This is a genomic window from Arthrobacter sp. MAHUQ-56, assembly GCF_019710585.1.
Lineage (GTDB): Bacteria > Actinomycetota > Actinomycetes > Actinomycetales > Micrococcaceae > Arthrobacter.
In genome coordinates, this window is sequence record NZ_JAIFZQ010000016.1 from 425,704 (window position 1) to 444,158 (window position 18,455).

At 67.2% G+C, this 18,455-nt stretch carries 18 protein-coding genes, 1 tRNA gene and 1 riboswitch; of the genes, 9 read left to right on the forward strand and 10 right to left on the reverse strand.

The window, feature by feature from the left end; translation table 11 throughout:
- Positions 1–52: 52 nt before the first annotated feature.
- From K4G53_RS09945 to K4G53_RS09955, 3 genes are read left to right on the forward strand one after another with little or no spacing between them, the layout of a single operon-like run.
- Positions 53–1,099, forward strand: a complete 1,047-nt coding sequence (locus K4G53_RS09945) for a zinc-binding alcohol dehydrogenase (RefSeq protein ID WP_260323458.1) — start codon at positions 53–55, stop codon at positions 1,097–1,099.
- 2 nt (positions 1,100–1,101) lie between these two features.
- Positions 1,102–1,497, forward strand: coding sequence for a 6-carboxytetrahydropterin synthase (locus K4G53_RS09950; protein ID WP_221385526.1), 396 nt, complete (start codon positions 1,102–1,104; stop codon positions 1,495–1,497).
- Between the two features lie 2 nt (positions 1,498–1,499).
- On the forward strand, positions 1,500–2,591 hold the full coding sequence (locus K4G53_RS09955; protein WP_221385527.1) for a glycosyltransferase family 4 protein: 1,092 nt from the start codon (positions 1,500–1,502) through the stop codon (positions 2,589–2,591).
- Here K4G53_RS09955 and tadA read toward each other — a convergent pair.
- The gene (tadA, locus tag K4G53_RS09960; protein ID WP_221385528.1) at positions 2,588–3,094 is read right to left on the reverse strand and encodes a tRNA adenosine(34) deaminase TadA; all 507 of its coding nucleotides are present in this window, start codon (positions 3,092–3,094) and stop codon (positions 2,588–2,590) included. The genes K4G53_RS09955 and tadA overlap by 4 nt on opposite strands.
- 55 nt (positions 3,095–3,149) lie before the next feature.
- Between tadA and K4G53_RS09965 the strand changes: the two genes are divergently transcribed.
- Genes K4G53_RS09965 through K4G53_RS09975 form a run of 3 tightly spaced genes read left to right on the forward strand, consistent with a single transcriptional unit; the run spans position 3,150 to position 5,036 of the window.
- Positions 3,150–3,953: a phosphatase PAP2 family protein gene (locus K4G53_RS09965; RefSeq protein ID WP_260323459.1), complete on the forward strand. Its 804-nt coding sequence runs from the start codon at positions 3,150–3,152 to the stop codon at positions 3,951–3,953.
- A 12-nt stretch (positions 3,954–3,965) separates the two neighbouring features.
- Positions 3,966–4,601, forward strand: a complete 636-nt coding sequence (gene upp / locus K4G53_RS09970; RefSeq protein WP_221385530.1) for a uracil phosphoribosyltransferase — start codon at positions 3,966–3,968, stop codon at positions 4,599–4,601.
- A gap of 45 nt (positions 4,602–4,646) precedes the next feature.
- Positions 4,647–5,036: a glyoxalase superfamily protein gene (locus tag K4G53_RS09975; protein WP_221385531.1), complete on the forward strand. Its 390-nt coding sequence runs from the start codon at positions 4,647–4,649 to the stop codon at positions 5,034–5,036.
- Between the two features lie 83 nt (positions 5,037–5,119).
- On the opposite strand, the gene K4G53_RS09980 is transcribed toward K4G53_RS09975, so the two are convergent.
- The 3 genes from K4G53_RS09980 to K4G53_RS09990 all read right to left on the reverse strand — a co-directional run bounded on the left by K4G53_RS09980 (position 5,120) and on the right by K4G53_RS09990 (position 8,394).
- On the reverse strand, positions 5,120–5,818 hold the full coding sequence (locus tag K4G53_RS09980; RefSeq protein ID WP_221385532.1) for a hypothetical protein: 699 nt from the start codon (positions 5,816–5,818) through the stop codon (positions 5,120–5,122).
- Positions 5,819–5,821: 3 nt separating this feature from the next.
- Positions 5,822–5,983: riboswitch (cyclic di-AMP (ydaO/yuaA leader) on the reverse strand.
- A 173-nt stretch (positions 5,984–6,156) separates the two neighbouring features.
- Positions 6,157–7,641, reverse strand: a complete 1,485-nt coding sequence (locus K4G53_RS09985) for a HAMP domain-containing sensor histidine kinase (protein ID WP_221385533.1) — start codon at positions 7,639–7,641, stop codon at positions 6,157–6,159.
- Positions 7,642–7,653: 12 nt separating this feature from the next.
- Complete coding sequence (locus K4G53_RS09990; RefSeq protein ID WP_221385534.1) at positions 7,654–8,394, reverse strand: response regulator transcription factor; 741 nt, start codon at positions 8,392–8,394, stop codon at positions 7,654–7,656.
- Positions 8,395–9,173: 779 nt separating this feature from the next.
- Here K4G53_RS09990 and K4G53_RS09995 point away from each other — a divergent pair.
- Both K4G53_RS09995 and K4G53_RS10000 read left to right on the forward strand, forming a co-directional pair.
- Positions 9,174–10,040 (forward strand): winged helix-turn-helix domain-containing protein, encoded by an 867-nt coding sequence (locus K4G53_RS09995; RefSeq protein WP_221385535.1) that lies wholly within the window; start codon positions 9,174–9,176, stop codon positions 10,038–10,040.
- Between the two features lie 90 nt (positions 10,041–10,130).
- Positions 10,131–10,658, forward strand: a complete 528-nt coding sequence (locus K4G53_RS10000; RefSeq protein WP_221385536.1) for a histidine phosphatase family protein — start codon at positions 10,131–10,133, stop codon at positions 10,656–10,658.
- Here the strand turns inward: K4G53_RS10000 and K4G53_RS10005 are convergent.
- Positions 10,636–11,595, reverse strand: coding sequence for a LysR family transcriptional regulator (locus tag K4G53_RS10005; RefSeq protein ID WP_221385537.1), 960 nt, complete (start codon positions 11,593–11,595; stop codon positions 10,636–10,638). The two genes, K4G53_RS10000 and K4G53_RS10005, sit on opposite strands and share 23 nt — an antisense overlap.
- A 72-nt stretch (positions 11,596–11,667) precedes the next feature.
- Here K4G53_RS10005 and K4G53_RS10010 point away from each other — a divergent pair, with 72 nt between their 5' ends.
- Positions 11,668–12,669, forward strand: a complete 1,002-nt coding sequence (locus K4G53_RS10010) for an EamA family transporter (RefSeq protein WP_221385538.1) — start codon at positions 11,668–11,670, stop codon at positions 12,667–12,669.
- 562 nt (positions 12,670–13,231) lie between these two features.
- Here the strand turns inward: K4G53_RS10010 and K4G53_RS10015 are convergent.
- The 5 genes from K4G53_RS10015 to K4G53_RS10035 all read right to left on the reverse strand — a co-directional run bounded on the left by K4G53_RS10015 (position 13,232) and on the right by K4G53_RS10035 (position 18,321).
- The gene (locus K4G53_RS10015) at positions 13,232–13,915 is read right to left on the reverse strand and encodes a TetR/AcrR family transcriptional regulator (protein WP_221385539.1); all 684 of its coding nucleotides are present in this window, start codon (positions 13,913–13,915) and stop codon (positions 13,232–13,234) included.
- Positions 13,912–15,948 carry a YhgE/Pip family protein gene (locus K4G53_RS10020; RefSeq protein WP_221385540.1) on the reverse strand — a complete coding sequence of 679 codons (2,037 nt, stop codon included), beginning with the start codon at positions 15,946–15,948 and terminating at the stop codon, positions 13,912–13,914. The genes K4G53_RS10015 and K4G53_RS10020 overlap by 4 nt, the downstream gene beginning before the upstream one ends.
- Positions 15,945–16,649, reverse strand: a complete 705-nt coding sequence (locus K4G53_RS10025) for an ABC transporter ATP-binding protein (RefSeq protein ID WP_221385541.1) — start codon at positions 16,647–16,649, stop codon at positions 15,945–15,947. The genes K4G53_RS10020 and K4G53_RS10025 overlap by 4 nt, the downstream gene beginning before the upstream one ends.
- Positions 16,650–16,715: 66 nt before the next feature.
- On the reverse strand, positions 16,716–18,170 hold the full coding sequence (locus tag K4G53_RS10030) for an NAD(P)/FAD-dependent oxidoreductase (RefSeq protein ID WP_221385542.1): 1,455 nt from the start codon (positions 18,168–18,170) through the stop codon (positions 16,716–16,718).
- Positions 18,171–18,244: 74 nt separating this feature from the next.
- Positions 18,245–18,321 (reverse strand) — tRNA-Arg (locus tag K4G53_RS10035).
- Positions 18,322–18,455: the final 134 nt, after the last annotated feature.

Genomic DNA, 18,455 nt, shown 5'->3' on the forward strand with positions numbered 1-18,455 from the left:
CCGGCGTCGGACTTTCCCCTTGCCTGCGCATCCGGCTAGATTCATCAGCAAGATGACGAATCCACAGACTCCGATCCACGCAACCGCATACTGGACCACCGCCAAGGAGCACGGCGAGCTCCGGTCCGAGGAAGTGCCCGCTCCTGGCCCGGGGGAAGCCTTGGTCCGTGCCCTCTACTCGGGCATCAGCAAGGGCACCGAGATGGTGGTCCACGCCGGATCGGTCCCGCCACGTGTCGCAGAGGAAATGCGGGCGCCACGACAGGAAGGGCACTTCCCGGGGCCAGTGAAGTTCGGGTACCTGTCCGTGGGCGTTGTGGAGGAGGGGCCCGAGGGCTGGAAAGGCCAGCGCGTCTTCTGCCTGAACCCGCACCAGGACCGTTACGTGGTTCCCGTCGACTCCCTGACCAGGATTCCCGACGACGTCCCGTCCCGCCGGGCCGTCCTCACCGGCACCGTCGAAACGGCGGTGAATGCGCTGTGGGAGGCCGGGCCGCGACTGGGGGACCGGATCGCGGTCGTCGGCGCCGGGCTGGTGGGCAGCATGGTGGCCACGCTGCTGCGCACCTTCCCGCTGGCCCGCCTCCAGTTGGTGGACCTCGATCCCGGGCGGAAGCAGCTGGCGGACACCCTGGGCGTGGACTTCGCCCTGCCGGCCGACGCCCTTGCCGACTGCGACATCGTATTCCACTGCTCGGCGTCCCAGGAGGGCCTGGAGCGCAGCCTCCAGCTCGTGGGCGACGAAGGCGATGTCATCGAAATGTCCTGGTACGCCAACCGGGAGGTCACCGTACCGCTCGGTGAGGACTTCCATGCCCGGCGCCTGTCCATCAGGGCGAGCCAGGTGGGAATGGTGGCGCGCGCCCGCCGCCACCGCCGGACCAACGCCGACCGCCTGGACCTGGCCGTTTCACTGCTCAAGGACCCAGTATTCGACGCCTTCCTGACCGGCTCGTCTGCGTTCCAGGACCTGCCGGACGTGGTGCAAAGCCTGTCCCACGGCACCCTGCAGGCCCTGTGCCACGTCATCGACTACTCCGCAGACAGCGGCCCCGCAAACCACGCCAGCACCGATTCGACTCCCAAGGACCCGAGGTAAATATGTTCAGCCTGACGGTACGCCGCCATTTCATGATCGCCCACAGCCTTCCCCGGGAAGCCTTCGGCCCCGCCCAAGCCCTGCACGGGGCGACGTTCGTGGCCGAGGTGGCCTTCCGCCGTCACGCGCTGAACTCCGATGCCATCGTCCTGGACATCGGTGCCGCCGGAACCATCATCGAGGAAGTACTCGCCGGCCTGAACTACCGCAATCTGGACGAGCACCCCGACTTCGCCGGCAAGCTGACCACCACGGAAGCGCTTGCCGAGTACATTGCCCAGGCAGTGTCCGCCAGGATCAAGGACACTGACGACGGGCCCGCGCTCTCGGGGATCGACGTCACCCTTCGCGAGAACCCTGACGCCTGGGCCACCTACTCCCTGGACCTCTCCGCCTGACCATGGCCTCCATCCGGCTGCTGGTCCCCGGCAACATCCAGCACAGCTCTGGCGGCAATATCTACAACGCCCGTTTGGTCGCGGGGTTGAAAGCGCTTGGGGAAGAGGTGGAGGTCGTCGCCGCCGAGGGCGGCTGGCCAACTCCCAGTGCCAGGGAACGACGCCGGCTGGGCGCACTGCTCGGGGGCCGGGACCCGGAAGTGGGTCCAGGGCCGCCTGTGGTCATCGTGGACGGGCTGGTCGCCGTGGGTGCGCCGGACGAGCTGGAGCTTGCGGCAAAGGCCGGCCGGGAAACATGGGTTTTGGAGCATATGCCGTTGCCGGAAACTTCGGACCCGGCCAGCCTGGAACGGGAGGCGCGGGCACTCCGTGCGGCAACGGGGGTGATCTGCACCAGCACCTGGGCCGCAACCAAGCTCGCGGAGCGGGGAATCACGGGCAGCAGTGTGGCACTTCCCGGGGTCGAGCCGGCGCCGGAAGCCCCCGGTTCCAACCCTCCGCATCTGGCCGTTGTGGCGGCCCTGCTGCCGAACAAGGACCAACTTCTCGCCGTGGAAGCCCTGGCAGGGATTCAGGATTTGGAGTGGACCGCGTCGCTGGTGGGCTCGGACCAGGCGGATCCCGACTATGCCGGCACGGTCAAGGCCGCCATCGCGGACTTGGGATTGGAAAGCCGGGTGCAGTTGACTGGTGAGCTCACCGGCGAGGCATTGGAAGCCGAATGGGCGCGCACCGATTTGAGCCTGCTGGTGTCCCGGAACGAGGCCTTCGGGATGGCGGTCACCGAGTCCCTGGCGCACGGCATCCCTGCGCTGGTGCGCGCGGGCACCGGCGCGGTGGAGGCGCTCAGCCTCGCAAAGTTGGCAGCGGCCGACGGCGGCGCCCGGCTTCCGGGGGCAGCCGTGGCACTTCCGGAAGGCGGGCAGGAGAGTCCTCTGCTGTTGGCCGGCGTCCTGCGGCGCTGGCTGGAGGACTCCGGAATCCGGCGGAGCTGGCAGGCGGCTGCCCTGGAGGCGCGGACGAGGCTCCCGGATTGGAACGGGACCGCCCAGACCGTGCTGCATTTGCTGGCAGGCCGGGAAGGGAAAGGCTAGAGCCCGGTCCGGTGAGCGGCGAAGAACTCCCGCAGCAGCACGGCGCACTCCTGCTCGCGGACCCCGGGATACACCTCGACCCAATGATTGAGGCGGCGCTCCCGGAGGATGTCGAACACCGAGCCGGCGGCCCCGGCCTTCTCATCCCAGGCGCCGAAGACTACCCGGGGAATCCGGGCCAGGACAATCGCGCCCGCGCACATGGCGCAGGGTTCCAGGGTGACAACCAGCGTGCAGTCGGAAAGCCGCCAGCCGTCACCGCTGCCGCCGCCGGCCCTGGCCCGCTCCCGGAGCCGCCCGGCCGCCTCCCGGATCGCAACAACCTCGGCGTGGGCCGTGGGGTCTCCCAGCTCCTCGCGCTGGTTGCGTCCGGAACCCAGCACCTCGCCGTCGGGCCCTATCACCACGGCCCCGATGGGCACATCCTCGGTGCTGAGCGCCCGGCGGGCCTCCGTCAGGGCGAGCCCCATCCAGGCGTCGTGTTTCTTTTCGGGCAACGGCATGGCTCAATGATAGTTTCGGGGATACTCAGGTTACTTACCGATGCCGGGAGGCACCATGGACAGTCTTCGGGACCGTTTGGGTATTTGGTTCAAGCCATACGCCGCGCTGGTCCTCCCCATCCTCGTGGGCGGCGTGATCATCGTGTCCCTGGCACTGCTCGGCGCCGAGGTGTACGACGACGTGGTGGACTCGGCCGGACTGGCGAACCTGGACAAGCCTGCCCTGGCATATGCGGAGACCCTGCGGAACCCCGGCTTCAATGCCGCGGTCACCGGGTTCACGAATATCGGGGGCGGCGTCGGCATGCCCATCCTTGCCAGCATCCTCACGGCCTGGCTGACCTTCCTGAGCCGCAACTGGCGCCCCCTTGTCCTCGTTGGCGGCGCGGCCGCAGTGTCCATCACGGCCACCACGCTGGGGAAGAAGCTCGTGGGCCGCACCCGGCCGGACCACGCCGACGCCGTGCCGCCCTATGAGGATTCACCCTCGTTCCCCAGCGGCCATACCCTAAACACCACCGTGGTGATCAGCCTGATCGTCTACCTCATCTGCCTGCAGTTCAACGTGATGTGGACCCGCGTCACAGCAATCACTGCGGGGACTCTCTTCATCATTGCCATGGGCCTGAGCCGGGTCTTCCTCGGCCACCACTGGCTGACCGACGTCATGGCCGGCTGGATCCTTGGGCTTGCCTGGGTGGCCATAGTGATCCTGGCACACAGGCTCTTCCACCTTGTCCGGCGCCGGGAGCACGCCGGTGCGCCGCCGTCGTTCGACCGTCCCGTGGTCCGCGACGTGGTGGCCCAGGAACTGCACGACGGCGGTCCTTCCGGCCCGGGGCACGGTACCGGCGGGTGATAGTTTTGGGGGATGCGCACTCTCGTTGTTGACCACCCGCTGGTTGCCCACAAGCTCACCGTCCTGAGGGACAAGAACACGCCGTCGCCGGTCTTCCGCCAGTTGACGGAGGAGCTGGTCACCCTGCTGGCCTACGAGGCTACCCGTGAGGTCCGCACCGAGCCCGTCACCATCCAGACTCCCGTCAGCACCACCGTCGGCACGGCCTTTACCAAGCCCACGCCGCTTGTGGTCCCCATCCTGCGGGCCGGCCTGGGGATGCTTGAGGGCATGACCAAGCTGGTTCCCACCGCCGAGGTGGGCTTCCTGGGCATGGCCCGGGATGAGGAAACGCTGGACATCATCACCTATGCGGAGCGCCTTCCCGAGGACCTGACCGGCCGCCAGGTCTTCGTCCTGGACCCGATGCTGGCCACTGGCGGGACGCTGCGCGAGGCCATCAAGTTCCTGTTCAAGCGCGGCGCGTCCGATGTCACCTGCATCTGCTTGCTCGCTGCACCCGAAGGCCTTGCCCGGCTTGAGGAAGAGCTGTCGGGCGCCAACGTGCACATTGTCCTGGCATCCATCGACGAAAAGCTCAACGACAAGTCGTACATCGTTCCGGGCCTCGGCGACGCCGGTGACCGCCTCTACGGCATTGCCGGGTAGCCTGCAACCCTTTTCCCATCAGGGTCCCGCCGCTAGCCTGTGCGGATGGACTGGAAACTCGAACTTGTCTTTGTCCCTGTATCCGACGTTGACCGCGCCAAGGACTTCTATGTCAACAAGGTGGGCTTCAACGCGGACTACGACGAGCGGCCTTCGGACGACGTCCGCTTTGTACAGCTAACGCCGCCCGGCTCTGCCTGCTCCATCTGTATGGGCGAGGGGCTTTTGGACGCCCCTGCCGGCACGGGAACCGTTCTTCAGATGGTGGTCGACGACATCCAGGAAGCGCACGACCACCTGAAGAACAACGGTGTGGACGTCAGTGATGTTGAAGTGCTGCCGTGGGGCCACTTTGTGTACTTCGCAGATCCGGACGGCAACAAGTGGGCTGTCCAGTACATCCCGTGGCGGAACGCGGGGCAGGCTGCAGGCTGATTAACGCGGCAGCAGCCCGCATCCAGGGATGCGGGCTGCTGCGGGTGCTGGATTACGCGCTTGGCGGCAAGTGTGGGTGGGTCCTAATACCAGTTGTGGGCCAGGTGGAAGTTCAGGGCGCCACAGGGAGAGTCGTAGCTCTTCTTGATGTAGTCCAGGCCCCAGTTGATCTGGGTGCGGTAATTGGTGAGGTAATCCGCGCCGGCGGCGGCCATCTTTTCGGCCGGCAACGACTGCACGATGCCGTAGGCCCCGCTGCTGGCATTGGTGGCCGTGGTGGTCCAGTCCGATTCCTTGGTCCACAGCGTCTTCAGGCACTGCATCTGGTCGGCGCTCCAGCCAAAGGATGCCAGCTGGCTGGCCGCGTAAGCCTGGGCGCCGGCAGGATCATTGACCGCGACGGCGGGAGCAGGCTCGGGTGCGGGGGCGGGAGCAGGTGCCGCCTCGACAGGGGGAGCGGACGGAGCGGGTGCCGGCTCGGCGGCCTGGGGTGCCACGCTGATAGGCGCGGGAGCGGCGGTCACTGCCGGATTCGACCGGATCTCGCTCTTCTCGATGCTCATTTGGGCGTCGGAAGCTGCTGTGGAAGAGTGTGCCCCAGTGGCCGACACCGGCGCGATGCTGCTGGTGGCCTGGCCTGCGGCGCCTACGCCAACCAGCACGGCGCAGGACGCCGCAAGGATGGCGGCCCGCCGGCCGAGGGTGCTTTTCTTGGCTGCCTCGGGTTTGGCCCGGTGTTTTGACTTGGACTGCAGGCAGGGTTCTGCCGTGTTTTTGGACATGGTTTATCGCCTCTCACACCTGCGGAGTTAGCTGTCGGGTTCGGATGAGGGCATCCGGCAGCACGGAATGATCACGTGCTGCTTAACCCCAAGGGCAGTCAATGCCCGGGACGGTGGGTCCCCCGCCTCTGCCGTTGCTAAAGCGGAATCCGGGAAGTGGCAGAGCTTGGCGTCAACCCGGGATTGCGGTCCGAACGCGGGCCGCACTCAATCGACGGTACAGGAAGCCAGCGCTTAAGTCACATTTGGGTAACGGAAGTCACGATGAGTGGCGCGTCGCGTTGCACGCCGTCACCAGTCGTTATCAGCCTGGCAGTGGCTTAACGCTTGCTGCGTTGTCAGCGCCTGGTTCCGGGAAGGCGCACGGCGAACTCTGTCCTGCCGGGCCGGGAGGCCAGTTCCACGGTGCCGCCATGGGCTTTGACGATCGACTCCACGATGGAAAGCCCCAGCCCGGACGAACCCTCCCCGGATGAGCCTTCCGCGCCGGAACGGGCTGCGTCCGCCCGGGCGAAGCGCGAGAAGATCCTGCCCTGGAACTCCGCAGGGATACCTGGCCCGTCGTCGGTCACAGTGACCACCACGCTGCCGTCGGCCGAGCGCATCACACCGGTAGTCACCGTGGTGCCCACGGGCGTGTGCTTGCGTGCATTCGAGAGCAGGTTTGCCAGTACCTGGTGCAGTTGGATGGTGTCCCCGCGGACGGAGACGGGTTCGTCGGGCAACTGCAGCTGCCAGGTGTGGTCCGGTGCCATCACCTTTTCGTCACTGACGGTTTCGACCACGAGTTGGGTCAGATCCACGTCGGTGGTGTCGGGCGCCTTGCCTTCGTCCAGCCTGGCCAGCAGCAGCAGGTCCTCCACCAGCGCCGTCATCCGCTCGGACTGGCTTTGCACCCGACCCAGCGACTTCCAGCCGTCTTCGGTGAGGGTCTCAGTCATGCGCATCAGTTCGGTATAACCGCGGATCGCCGTCAGCGGGGTCCGGAGCTCATGGGAGGCATCGGCCACGAACTGCCGCACTTTCATTTCGCTGCGCTGCCGTGCCTCCAGCGCGTTGGAGACGTTGTCCAGCATCAGGTTCAGCGCATGGCCAACGCTGCCCACCTCGGTCCCGGGGTGGGCAGCGGCGGGCGGGACACGCACGGCCAGCGCCACTTCGCCGGCATCAAGCGGCAGCTGCGACACCTTGGTCGCGACGTCGGACAACTGCTCCAGCGGCCGCATGGTCCGGCGGATCAGGGCGGTTCCGGCCAGTCCGATCAGGGCCAGGCCGCCGAGGGACACCAACACCATGGTCAGCACGAGCGACGCCTCGGTATTTTGCTTCGTCGCCAGCGGCAGTCCAGTAATCACCACGTCTCCGTAAGGGGTTGCAGTCGCCAGAAGCCGGTAATCGCCCTTGGAGAGCGTCCGGTTAACGGGTTCTCCGTTGTGGGGGAGTGCCTCCAGGATGGTGACGTCCCGGGCCGTCAGGGCGGTGCGGGTCGCGTCGGAGGACAGGAAACCGGCTGCACTGCCCACCTGCCCGTTCACCACCCGGGCGTTGAGCGTGCCGACGCTCTGTCCGCGCGCGTCCAGCGGGTCGGGGCGTCCTGAGGGGTTGCCCTCGGGCGGGCGGCCGCGGGAGGCCTGCATCAATTGCGAATCCAGCTGGTTGGTGAGGACCACGTCCATGGTGGCGTAGCTGACGACTCCGATCGCACTGGAGATCGCTACCAGCAGGGCCATGGAGAGCAGGATCAGGCGGGTGCGGAGGTGCCAGGTGGAAGGGTTGAACCAGGACCGGCCCGCAGGCCGGGGAACACTGGAAAGCGACGGCATGCGTTTCCTTGGTCAGTCCGCGGGCTTGATGACGTAGCCCGCCCCGCGCACGGTGTGGATCATTGGCGGGTGGTTGGCGTCGATCTTCTTGCGCAGGTAGGAAATGTAGAGTTCCACAATGTTGGCCTGGCCGCCAAAGTCGTAGTCCCACACGTGGTCCAGGATCTGCGCCTTGCTGACCACGCGCTTGGGGTTCTCCATCAGGTAGCGCAGCAGCTCGAACTGCGTTGCCGTCAGCTGGACGTCCTCTCCGGCGCGGGTGACCTCGCGGGTGTCCACGTTCAGGATCAGGTCGCCCACCACCAGTTCGGCAGTGTCCATGGCGGCAACGCCGGAGCGCTGGACCAGGCGATGCAGGCGCAGCAGGACCTCTTCCATGCTGAAGGGCTTGGTGACGTAGTCGTCCCCGCCGGCCGCGAGGCCCACGATCCGGTCCTGGACGTCGTCCTTGGCGGTGAGGAAGAGCGCGGGCACCTCCGGCGCGAAGGCGCGGATCCTGCCGAGCAACTCCACGCCGTCGAAGCCCGGGAGCATGACGTCCAACACCAGGACATCGGGATGGAAATCCTTGGCGAGCTTCACCGCGGTGGGCCCGTCCGCGGCGACGGCCACTGACCAGCCAGCCATGCGCAGGCCCATGCTCATCAGCTCGGAAAGGCTCGGCTCGTCGTCCACCACCAGGGCGCGGATCGGGGAACCGTCAGGGTGTGTGAGCTGCGGAAGGTTGTTGGTCATGGAGTGCGGGGATGCCATGGGACAACTCTCCGTTCTGTCGGTTTGCCGATGCTTTGCGGTTCCTGTGCTGCAGCTGTGAGCCCAAGCCTAGCCACCTGGCTGGTGCGGCGGGACGGGGCCGGGCACGCCGTTTGCCCGTTGGTAGTGAGGCCGCAGCCGGCTTGGCCTGCCGCACAGCCCGTGCACAGCAACGCGGAAGACCCTGTTGGATGCTCATCGCCGGCGTCCCCAACTCACGCGTCCATGCTCATCGCCGGCATCTCCTGCCTTCAGCGCCGGCGTAGGCGCAAAAATTCTTCGCTGAAGGCAGGACGCGGACTGGACAAGCTGCGGCCGGGGTTGGCGATTCTATGTCAAGCGCGTGAAATTTACTGCGATTCGGTAAACGAGGATCTGAGCGAACGAAATTCTGTATTAGGTCAACTGCCGGGCTTCGCCTTGGATAACGAACGTTATTCTTTGCTCCACACAGAATCGTGATCTGCAACACAATTCGCGGATTTGTCTCACCATGCGGACGATTTGGTCCATTGTTACTTGCAAGTTGTCATTGTTACGCGGCACACTTCCAATGTGAACAAGAACTCAACAGCACCTGCAGCCGCAGAATATTGGCCCAGCACATCCGCTGCTGCCGACATGCGCTGTTGTCGAATGCACGCCTGACCTTCCCACCCTTCGAAGTTCTTAGGCATTCGCCCACCCAGCCCAGCGTCGGGCGCCCCTCCCGGTCCGTGAGACGGGAAAGACAGCATTCGAGCCGCGAAGGCGGCCATTCACATTGAGGTAAGCATTCCATGTCAGTTGCATCCGGATACGTCCACATCTCTGTCCGTAACGCCGCCAAGGCAGGCCAGGCCTCCGGCCTGCGTCCCGGATTCGGGCCGCGCCCCTCCTTGGCACCTTCGTCCTCCGGAAGCAGCTTCCCCGCCCCGGGCTACGCTCCCCAGGGCTACAACCCCAATTCCTACGGCCAGCTTCGTGCCGTCCACCCGGCCGAGTCCGCTCCCATCACGGCTCCTACCCCTGTGGTGGCAGGTTCAAACCCGGTACGTCCGGTAGCCAACGACAACGTCGCCCGCGGGTTCGTGCTCTACATGGGAATTGACGAGGAGACTGCTGCGGCAGCAGGCACTTCCATCGCCAAGCTCGCCCAGGAGATCCGCGCCTACGCCCAGTCCCTGGTATCCGGTGCAGAGAGCTACGCAGCTGTTGCTGTAGCCCCGGCCGGCACCCCCGGTTCCGCGCTCGACGTCGTCCGTTCCACCTTTGGCGACCCCACCGTCAACGCCCGCCAGCGCACCGAGGCACCGCGCCCCGCCCAGCCGCAGGAGCCGCGCCCGTCCGGCGTCCTGATCGACCTTGCCCGCCGCGAAGTCCACCTCGACGGCGAATCGCTGAACCTGACCTTCAAAGAGTTCGAACTGCTGAACTACCTGGTGGAAAACGGCACCCGCACCGTGGGCCGCGACGAACTCCTCGAAGGCCTGTGGCGCAACGCCGAAGAGGTGCCCAACGAGCGCACCATCGACGTCCACATCCGCCGCCTCCGCTCCAAGCTGGGCCGCCTCGCCAACACCGTTCGCACGGTCCGTGGCCAGGGCTACCGGTTCTACGAGCACCCGGAGGTCATCGTCTGGGCCGCTCCGGAATACTCCATCTAGGTTTCACGCGAAAGCGCCTGCCCCACTGGGCGGGCGCTTCCGCGTTCCCCTGCCACTGTGGACCGAACCGCCTGGCGCTAGGCTTTAGCCATGAGTTCGCACCATGTCCGACGCCTTGTGATCATGCGCCATGCCAAGGCTGACTGGCCCGGTGGCGTAGCCGACCATGAGCGGCCGCTGGAGGAGCGCGGACACCGGGAAGCGCCGCTGGCCGGCCGGTGGCTGCTCAAGCACAACATCGTCCCGGACTTCATCCTCTGCTCCAGTGCCCTGCGTACCCGCCAGACCTGCACGTGGGTCTGCTCCGAGCTGGGGGACAAGGCGCCCACGCCCAAACTCGAGGACGGCCTGTACGCTGCCTCGGCCCTCCGGATGCTGACCGTCGTCAACCATGTACCCGACACCGTGACGACACTGATGCTGATCGCGCACCTGCCCGGCGTGCAGGACCTGGCCATGCACCTGGCGTCCCGCGACTCCGACCACGACGCCTACATGGACGCTGCCACCAGGTTCCCCACCAATGCACTCACGGTCCTCGAAACCGAAAAGCCCTGGGCTGAACTGGATGGGCAGGACGCCAGGATTACCAAGTTCAAGGTTCCCCGCGCCCACTAGGGTCCACCGCACCCGGGGCAGTCCCGCCGTCGGCAGGCCCGCTCGAGGCGATCTCGTGCAGCATCCCCGCCACGTGCCTGATGCCCGGGCTCGCCGTCATGGTCCTCCGGTGGACGAGCCCCACCTGCCGGGCCTGGACCGGGTTGACCACCGGAACGGCGACGACGTCCGGCGGCAATGCCGGCCTGCCCAGCCGGGGGACAAGAGCCACCGCGACCGCCTGTTCCACCAGGGCGATGTGCGTCGCGAAATCGGGGTCGTAGACACGGATATCCGGGACCCGCCCGAGATCCGCGAAAATCCGCAGCAGGGCTTCGTTGCAGATCGCCCCCGCCGGCGTGCTGATCCAGCGCTCGTCAACAAGCTCAGCCGGCTCCACCTCCGGCCGCCGTGCCAGCGGGTGGCTCCGGTGCACCAGGACATCCGCGACGTCCTCGCACAGCCACTCCAGCGTGAGGTGCTCCGGAATCACCAGGGGCACGGAGTTCCAGTTGTGCACCAGGCCCAGGTCGGCCTCGCCGTTGGCTACCCTGGCCACAGCTTCCCTCGGATCCTCCGCCAGGACCGCAAGCCGAAGCGCCGTCCCTGACCGCTCCAGCCGCGCCAGCAGCGGGCCCACCAGTCCCCGGCAGGCGGTGGAAAAGGCAACCACCCTGAGGCTGCCGCTGGGCTTGGCCGGATCCGCCAGCAGTGTGGACTGCAGCTCTTCGAGTTCGGCAAGGATGCGCCGCCCGTACGCCGCCAGGGCCAGTCCCCGCTCCGTCAGCAGCACACCCCGGCCGCGGCGTTCCAGGACGGCGAACCCGGCCTCCTTTTCCAGCTTCTTCACCTGCTGCGAGACCGCTGAGGGGCTGAACCCCGTAACCTCCGAGGCGGCCACCACGGAGCCGTGCTGCTCGATGGCCGCAAGGGCCCGCAGCGATCCGATATCAATCATGAAGAAAACCTACATGATCCCATGCATGATTGGACGCTGGTGCTTCATCCATTCCTCTGCCAGAGTGGGAGCGTGAACCTCCGCGACTCCCTCCTTGCCGTCCTCGTGGCCCTGCTGTGGGGCCTGAACTTCGTGGCCATCGACATCGGACTGCACGCCGGGGGCCAGGACTTCCCCCCGCTCCTGTTCGTTGCCATGCGCTTCGTCCTGGTTGTCCTGCCGTGGATCTTCTTCATCCGGAAGCCGGACGTCAGCTGGAAGGCGATCATCGGCGTCGGACTCTTCATGAGCGCCGGCCAGTTCGGCCTTCTCTACCTGGCCATGGCGCTGGGCATGCCGGCGGGGCTTGCGTCGCTGGTCCTGCAGGCCCAGGTGCTGCTGACCGTCCTGCTCGCCGCCGGTTTCCTGGGGGAACGGCCCAGCCGGCGGCAAATCGCGGGCGTTGTGCTGGGAGTGGCAGGCCTTGCTGTGGTGGCCGTGGGGCGCAGTGCAGTGGCACCGCTCCTGCCGCTGCTCATCGTCCTGGCGGCGGCGCTGTCATGGGCCACCGGGAACGTCATCGTCCGCAGGGCGAAGGCAGCTTCAGGGCTGGGGTTGGTGGTCTGGTCCGGTGCGGTGGTGCCGCTGCCGCTCGGGGCGCTGTCGGTGCTGGTGGACGGGCCGGACACCGTATGGGATTCGTTGTCCAACCTGCAGGGGCCCACTATCCTCAGCGCGCTGTACACCGCAATCTTCGCCTCCCTGGTGGGCTACGGAATCTGGAACCGGCTCCTCGCCGGGCACCCGTCGTCGGCCGTTGTTCCCTTCACGCTGCTGGTCCCGGTGGTGGGCATGAGCGCGGCCTGGCTGGTGCTGGGGGAGGCGCCCACACCCACGGAACTGGCGGGCGGGCTGATCCTGCTGGGAGGCGTGGCGACGGCGGTGCTCACGGGCGGCACGCGGCGTCAGCGCCGGGGCGCCGAACCGCTGCCGGGGCGGGGTGCCTGCCTGGGCGCGGATGACGCGGATGACGGCGCCCGCCTGGCCGTGGCGGACGTCCCCCGGGCGGGGGTGCGGGAGGCCGACGTCCGCTGAACGGGGGGCGACTGGCCGGCCGGCGCCTGGCCCCCAGTCCGTGGTGAGGCTGCCCGCTGGCTGCGCGCCGCCGTGGTGCCGCGCCCCGGCGAAGTTGTGGCGCGCTGCGATGCGGCGCGCTGTGCCGCCGGCCGTACTGCTGGCCTGCGGGCCGCCGTCGCCCGCTTCCTGCCCGGCCACATGGCGCCAAGGAAGAGGACCCCAAGGGTGGCCACGGCCGCGCAGGCGGCACCCAGGAAGTAGTTGTCGGGGTCGTGGGTGGGCAGCGGGGTGCCCAGGAAAGAGGGCTGCCCGTCGAAGGCCAGCTCCCACGTACTGAGGAACGCCAGGGAAAAGCCGAGGGTGAGGGCGGTGCCGGCGCCTGCGGCCAGCAGGACCAGGCGCCGGCGCCGGTGCAGCACCTCGGCGACCGCGGCCAGGTAGGCCAGGGCCAGGACGCCGAGGAACGCGATGAACACCGGTTCCGCGAGGGTCATCCCGGTAAGCACCAGTAGCCCTGCCGTGACGACGCCGCAGATGACCGCGAACTTTCCGCTCTTCCCCATGTGCCGCATAGGCTCCATCATCCCCGAGGAGCCGGCCCCGCCAGGACGTAGCCGCGCATGATCGCCATGATTGCTGCAACGCTTTGGTCACGGGTCCGCTCGGGGTTGTACGTCTGCCGGTCCAGGCCCACCACAAAGCAGGCGCCGAAGATCGCGGTCTCCAGGCTCCCGCGGGACACCGACTCATCCACCGGATAGGCGCGGGCAACATTGTCCACTGCCCTCCCAATGACCTCGAGCAGTTCTCCGCGCAGCACCGCGAACGTGCCCTGCCACTCGCTGGGAATCCGCCAGTTCTCGCTGACCCACAGACGCGCGAAGGACGGGTACTCGGCCATAAAATCCATGGCCTGGCCGATCATCGACTCCATGGCCAGCAACGGATCGCGGGCGTCTTCCGCCCCGCCCTTCACCGCGCCGGACACCCCTGAACCGGTCCCATCGGCAGCCGCCAGCAGCCGGGCTTTGAGGATGTCCACGCCATGGCGCAGAAGCTGCGCGATGAGCTCGGACTTGCTGCCGAAGTTGTAATACACCGTGCCCTTGGAAACCCCGGCAGCAGCGGCGATCTCATCCACGGTCACGCTGGCGGCGCCGCGCTCGCCGATCAGTTCCATGGAGGCATCGAAGAGCTTCTGGCGGGTGGCTGTAGTCCGTGCCGGCCGGAGCCCTTTGGCAGCGGCAGGCCCTTCCAGGGTCATACGGCAATCTCCGGTTTGAGGGTCTTCAGCGTCCAGTACTTGTTCTTGCGGACCGCGAGCGTGGACATGGCTGCGCCCAGCACCGTGTAGCCCAGGAGGCCGGCAAGGGTGGGGACGATCATCGACAGGTCAGCACCGTAAATCAGGTGCCGCATGCCCGTCACCACGTAGCCCATCGGAAGGAGCTGGTGCACCACATGGAGCGGTTCCGGGGTGGTCTGCCACGGGAAGGTCCCGCCGGAGGAGACCAGCTGGAGGACCAGCAGGATCAGCACCACCAGCTTGCCGGGCGAGTCCAGCAGCGCCACGATGCCCTGGATCAGGGCGCTGAAAGCCATGGCCGCCGCGAGCATCAGGAGCCACATCAGGACCGGATGCGCCGGATTCAGCCCCAGGCCAACATCCACCACCAGCGTCAGGAGCGAAGCCTGGGCCACGGAAACCAGCAGGAACGGAAGCCAGCCGCCCAGGGCGATCTTCCACGAGGGAGCGTTGGACGCCAGGGCCCGCTGGGTCATGGGCCGCATGGCCTGGACCAGCATGAAGATCCCGATCCACAACGCAAGCGTCAGGAAGAACGGCGCCAGCCCGGCTCCGTACGAGTCCGCCTTCGCCTGGGAGACATTGCTGACGGCCACGGGATCGGCCATCACCCGCGACAGGTTGTTCTTCTGGGCATCGTCCGGGTTGGGCACCTGGCCCGCGCCCTTACCGATCTCGTCCGCGAGCGTGCGGGACCCGGTGGCGGCCTGGCCTGCGCCGTCCGCTACCTGCGCTGCCCCGGCGTCGACCTTCCGTGCCCCGTCCGCGAGCCCTGCTGCACCGTCGACGGCGGTCTGCTCACCGGTGGCCAGGGTGGCCGCGCCGGTGTGCAGCTTGTCTGCTCCGGCCGACCCCTGAGCGATGCCTTCCTTCAGCGCCGGCATGCCGGCGGCCAGCTGGGAGGCGCCGACGCTGACGGCCTCTGAACCGTTGGCCAGCTGCTGCACCTGTTCGGCGTCTGTCTGGATCTTGCTCTTCGCCGCCGCAACGGGGCTGGACGCAGCGGTGGCGTCGAAATCGGCGAGGATCCGGTCCGCCTGCTCCTGCGTGAGCACGCCTGACGCGACCAGCCTTGCGTTGGAATCCGCCACACGGGTCCGCATGCCCTGGTCGGCAGCCTCCAGCTGGGCTGCCACGTCCTGCACCTTGGCGTTGAGCTGGGCGTTCCCCGCGGCCACCTGCGCGGCGCCCGTTGCGAGCGTCTGGGTGTCGGTGGGCAGAGTGGCGGTCTTGTCCTTGAGGACGGACAGGCCACTGCTCAGCTGGCCCGCGCCATCGGTCAGCTGGTTGGCGCCGTCCCGCAGCTTGAGCTGGCCGGCGTACAGCTGGTCCGCGCCGCGGCTCAGCGCCGACGTTCCTTCGTGGAGGGTGACGGTTCCGTCCCGCAGGGTGGCGACGCCGTCGGCAAGCTGGGAAGCACCGCCCGCTGCCTGGACCATCCGGTTGTGGATGGTGCCAAAACCCGTGAGCAGCTGGTTTGCTGTTTCCTCGCCGACTTCCTTGGCCACTGTGGTGTGTACGGCTGTGGTCAGCTTGTCCACGATGGTGCTGAGGAGGTAGTTGTTGGCATCGTTCGTGGTGACATTCAGCATGGCCTGGCTCGCGGAATCGAAGCTGCCGGGGGAGACCAGGTTGGCCGAGAAGTCCCGGGGGATCTTCAGCGCGAAGGCGTACTGCCCGCTGCTGACTCCTGCATCCGCTTCCGTTGAGCTGGCTACGGGCACCCAATGGAACACGTTGCTTTCCACCAGGCTGTCGGCCACCTTCGTGCCGGCTTCCAGGCGTGTGCCGCCAGCTGTTGTTGCACCCGCGTCCTCCACTACCAAGGCGGCATCAAGGTTGTTGAGGTGCCCGTAGGGATCCCAGTTCGCATACAGGTAGACCGCTCCGTAAAGCAGTGGAACCATGGTCAGCGCCAGGATCGTCAGCTTGGGCAGCAGGCCGCCGGTCATGCGCTTGAGTTCGGAGCGGGCCAGCCGCAGGACAGTCACTTGGCAACCTCGGTTTCGAGTTCGGTTTCCTGGTCTTCTGTTGCTTCCTGGTCTTCTGGGTCCTGCCCGGTTTCGGCCGCTTCCGCGTTGCCGATCACCGCCACCGGCCCGTCCCACGGCGCGGGGACGGCGCTGACTGCCGCCACGACGGCGAGCGGCCGCCCGGCGTCGGACGCCAGCTCCTGGAGCCTGGGCAACCAGGTGTCGAGGTCCGCGCTGTGCCGGTCCGGGGAATCCACCACCAGCAGGTCCGTGCGCGGGTTGGCCAGGGCCAGGGCCGTCAGCAGTTCCAGCCTGCGCCCGGGCTCCAGCTGCTCCGTCCACAGGGCTGCGATGTCCTCGAAGCGGTTGACCTTCAGCCATGGGCCGCTGAGCAGGGCGCCCCGGTAGCGGCGGGGGATCAGGGCGAGGTCCTCGGTCACCAGGTCGCGGACGCTCAGGTGTTCCTCGGGCTCATTGACGCCGGGGGAGTCCACCAGCGCCGCCGCCAGGCGAAGCTGCTTGGTCCGGCGGCTGTTGTCCCAGCCAAGCTCCCCGCCGGTGGGCTTCATCCGGCCGCTGAGGAGCAGGGCCAGGGCAGTGCGCTGGTCCTGCCGCTCGCCGGTGACAAGCAGCAGCTCGCCGCGGGCAACGGCAAGGGTGGTGGGTGGAAGCAACGGGTCCCGGCGTCCTTTGGCATGGAGCTGGTGTGCTGAAAGCAAGAAGGGCCTTTCGCAGGAGGTGCTGCGTTAAGGCTAACCGAACTGACCGGTCAGTTCAAATAGACGTTAAAGGCCGTACTTTTCGAGCAGCCGGAGCCATACTTCGCTGATGGTCGGGTAGGAAGGAACGGCGTGCCAGAGTCGCTCCAGCGGCACTTCCCCCACCACGGCGATCGTTGCCGCGTGCAGCAGCTCGGATACGTCCGGGCCGGCGAAGGTTGCACCCAGGAGGACCTTGCGGTCCTCGTCCACCACTAGCTGGGCCCACCCCTCATAGTTCTCGGAGTGAAGGGAGGAGCCGGCCACCTGGATGGGGAGTTCAACAGAGGAAACGTTGTAGCCGTCCTTCCGCGCGGCCTGCACGGTCCGGCCGACGCTCGCCAGCTCGGGGTCGGTGAAGACGACGCCGGGAACCGCATGCTGGTTGGCGGTCTGGGCATACCGGGTCCAGTCCGCCGGGCGTCCCCTAAGTTCGCCCTTGGCACGCGCGGCGATGGCGTCTCCAGTGGCGCGGGCCTCGTATTTTCCCTGGTGCGTGTACAGGTTCTTGCCGGCCGCGTCCCCCACGGCGTAAAGCCAGGGCCCGTCTCCGGCCACTCCCTGGACCAGGCCCGTTGCGTCGGTAGTGAGGGACAGGTGCCCGGATTCGTTCGGGCGGACACCGACGCTCTCCAGGCCCAGGCCCTCGAGGGCAGGGTGCCGGCCGGTTGAGACGAGCACCCTCCCGGCCGTAACGGTGCTGCCGTCACCCAGTGCCAGGGTGAGGGTTCCGTCGCCGTTTTCGCTGATGCGTTCTGTCGCCGTGTGGAGCCGCAGCTCAACGCCGTCAGCCCGCAGCCCGGCCGCAACCAGGGCGGCGGCCTCCTCCGGAAAGTTGCCCAACAACCCGCTGCGCGCAATCAGGGTGACTGCCGACCCCAGCCGGGCGAAGGCCTGCGCAAGCTCGGCCCCGGCCACGCCGCCGCCCAGCACCGCGAGCCGTTCCGGAACCTCGCCCGCGGACGTCGCTTCCCGCGTGCCCCATACCTCTACGTCCTGCAGGCCGTCGATGGGAGGCGTGTTGGGGGTGGAGCCCGTGGCGAGCACTACGGCATGCCTCGCCTGGAGGCGGTGCTGCGTGCCGTCCGTTCCGGCGACTTCAACTTCCCTGGTGCCGGTGAGCCAGGCATGGCCGCGGACCAGTTCGATGCCGGCTTCCTTGACCCAATCGACCTGGCTGTCGTCCTGCCAGTTGGATGTGAAGTAGTTCCTGCGCTGCAGGACGGCGGCTGCATCGAGGGTCCGGGTCACTGCTTCCTTGGCGCCTGGTGACGTCTGGGCTCCGTGCAGGGCGGTCCCGGGCCTCAGGAGCGCTTTGGAGGGCATGCAGGCCCAGTACGAGCACTCCCCGCCGACCAGTTCCGCTTCCACGAGCACGGCAGAAAGCCCGCCCTGGACCACCCGGTCAGCCACGTTCTCGCCTGCGGCGCCTGCGCCAATAACAACAACGTCGAATTCGCGCTCCAGGGCATCGGACCTCATGTGGACAGCCTAGCCGGGGATTGCGTGGGCGGGCACAAAAAAGGTCCGCACCGGCGAACCGGTGCGGACCTTGTTGGTGCGCCCAAAGGGATTCGAACCCCTGACCTTCTGTTCCGTAGACAGACGCTCTATCCAGCTGAGCTATGGGCGCATCTCGTGTTCCTGGGAGAAGAACCGCTCTCCCCGAACCTCGAATTACTTTACGCGAGTCCGCGCCCAGTGCCAAATCGAAAGGCATGTAATGTGCGCGACTATACCGGTATAGGTGACCTTCGTCACTTAACG

What these genes read in the sequence shown, in the direction of transcription:
- K4G53_RS09945 (WP_260323458.1), top strand. Translation starts at nt 53, where the DNA reads ATGACGAATCCACAGACTCCGATCCACGCAACCGCATACTGGACCACC.
- K4G53_RS09950 (WP_221385526.1), top strand. Translation starts at nt 1,102, where the DNA reads ATGTTCAGCCTGACGGTACGCCGCCATTTCATGATCGCCCACAGCCTT.
- K4G53_RS09955 (WP_221385527.1), top strand. Translation starts at nt 1,500, where the DNA reads ATGGCCTCCATCCGGCTGCTGGTCCCCGGCAACATCCAGCACAGCTCT.
- tadA (WP_221385528.1), bottom strand. Translation starts at nt 3,094, where the DNA reads ATGCCGTTGCCCGAAAAGAAACACGACGCCTGGATGGGGCTCGCCCTG.
- K4G53_RS09965 (WP_260323459.1), top strand. Translation starts at nt 3,150, where the DNA reads ATGGACAGTCTTCGGGACCGTTTGGGTATTTGGTTCAAGCCATACGCC.
- upp (WP_221385530.1), top strand. Translation starts at nt 3,966, where the DNA reads ATGCGCACTCTCGTTGTTGACCACCCGCTGGTTGCCCACAAGCTCACC.
- K4G53_RS09975 (WP_221385531.1), top strand. Translation starts at nt 4,647, where the DNA reads ATGGACTGGAAACTCGAACTTGTCTTTGTCCCTGTATCCGACGTTGAC.
- K4G53_RS09980 (WP_221385532.1), bottom strand. Translation starts at nt 5,818, where the DNA reads ATGTCCAAAAACACGGCAGAACCCTGCCTGCAGTCCAAGTCAAAACAC.
- K4G53_RS09985 (WP_221385533.1), bottom strand. Translation starts at nt 7,641, where the DNA reads ATGCCGTCGCTTTCCAGTGTTCCCCGGCCTGCGGGCCGGTCCTGGTTC.
- K4G53_RS09990 (WP_221385534.1), bottom strand. Translation starts at nt 8,394, where the DNA reads ATGGCATCCCCGCACTCCATGACCAACAACCTTCCGCAGCTCACACAC.
- K4G53_RS09995 (WP_221385535.1), top strand. Translation starts at nt 9,174, where the DNA reads ATGTCAGTTGCATCCGGATACGTCCACATCTCTGTCCGTAACGCCGCC.
- K4G53_RS10000 (WP_221385536.1), top strand. Translation starts at nt 10,131, where the DNA reads ATGAGTTCGCACCATGTCCGACGCCTTGTGATCATGCGCCATGCCAAG.
- K4G53_RS10005 (WP_221385537.1), bottom strand. Translation starts at nt 11,595, where the DNA reads ATGATTGATATCGGATCGCTGCGGGCCCTTGCGGCCATCGAGCAGCAC.
- K4G53_RS10015 (WP_221385539.1), bottom strand. Translation starts at nt 13,915, where the DNA reads ATGACCCTGGAAGGGCCTGCCGCTGCCAAAGGGCTCCGGCCGGCACGG.
- K4G53_RS10030 (WP_221385542.1), bottom strand. Translation starts at nt 18,170, where the DNA reads ATGAGGTCCGATGCCCTGGAGCGCGAATTCGACGTTGTTGTTATTGGC.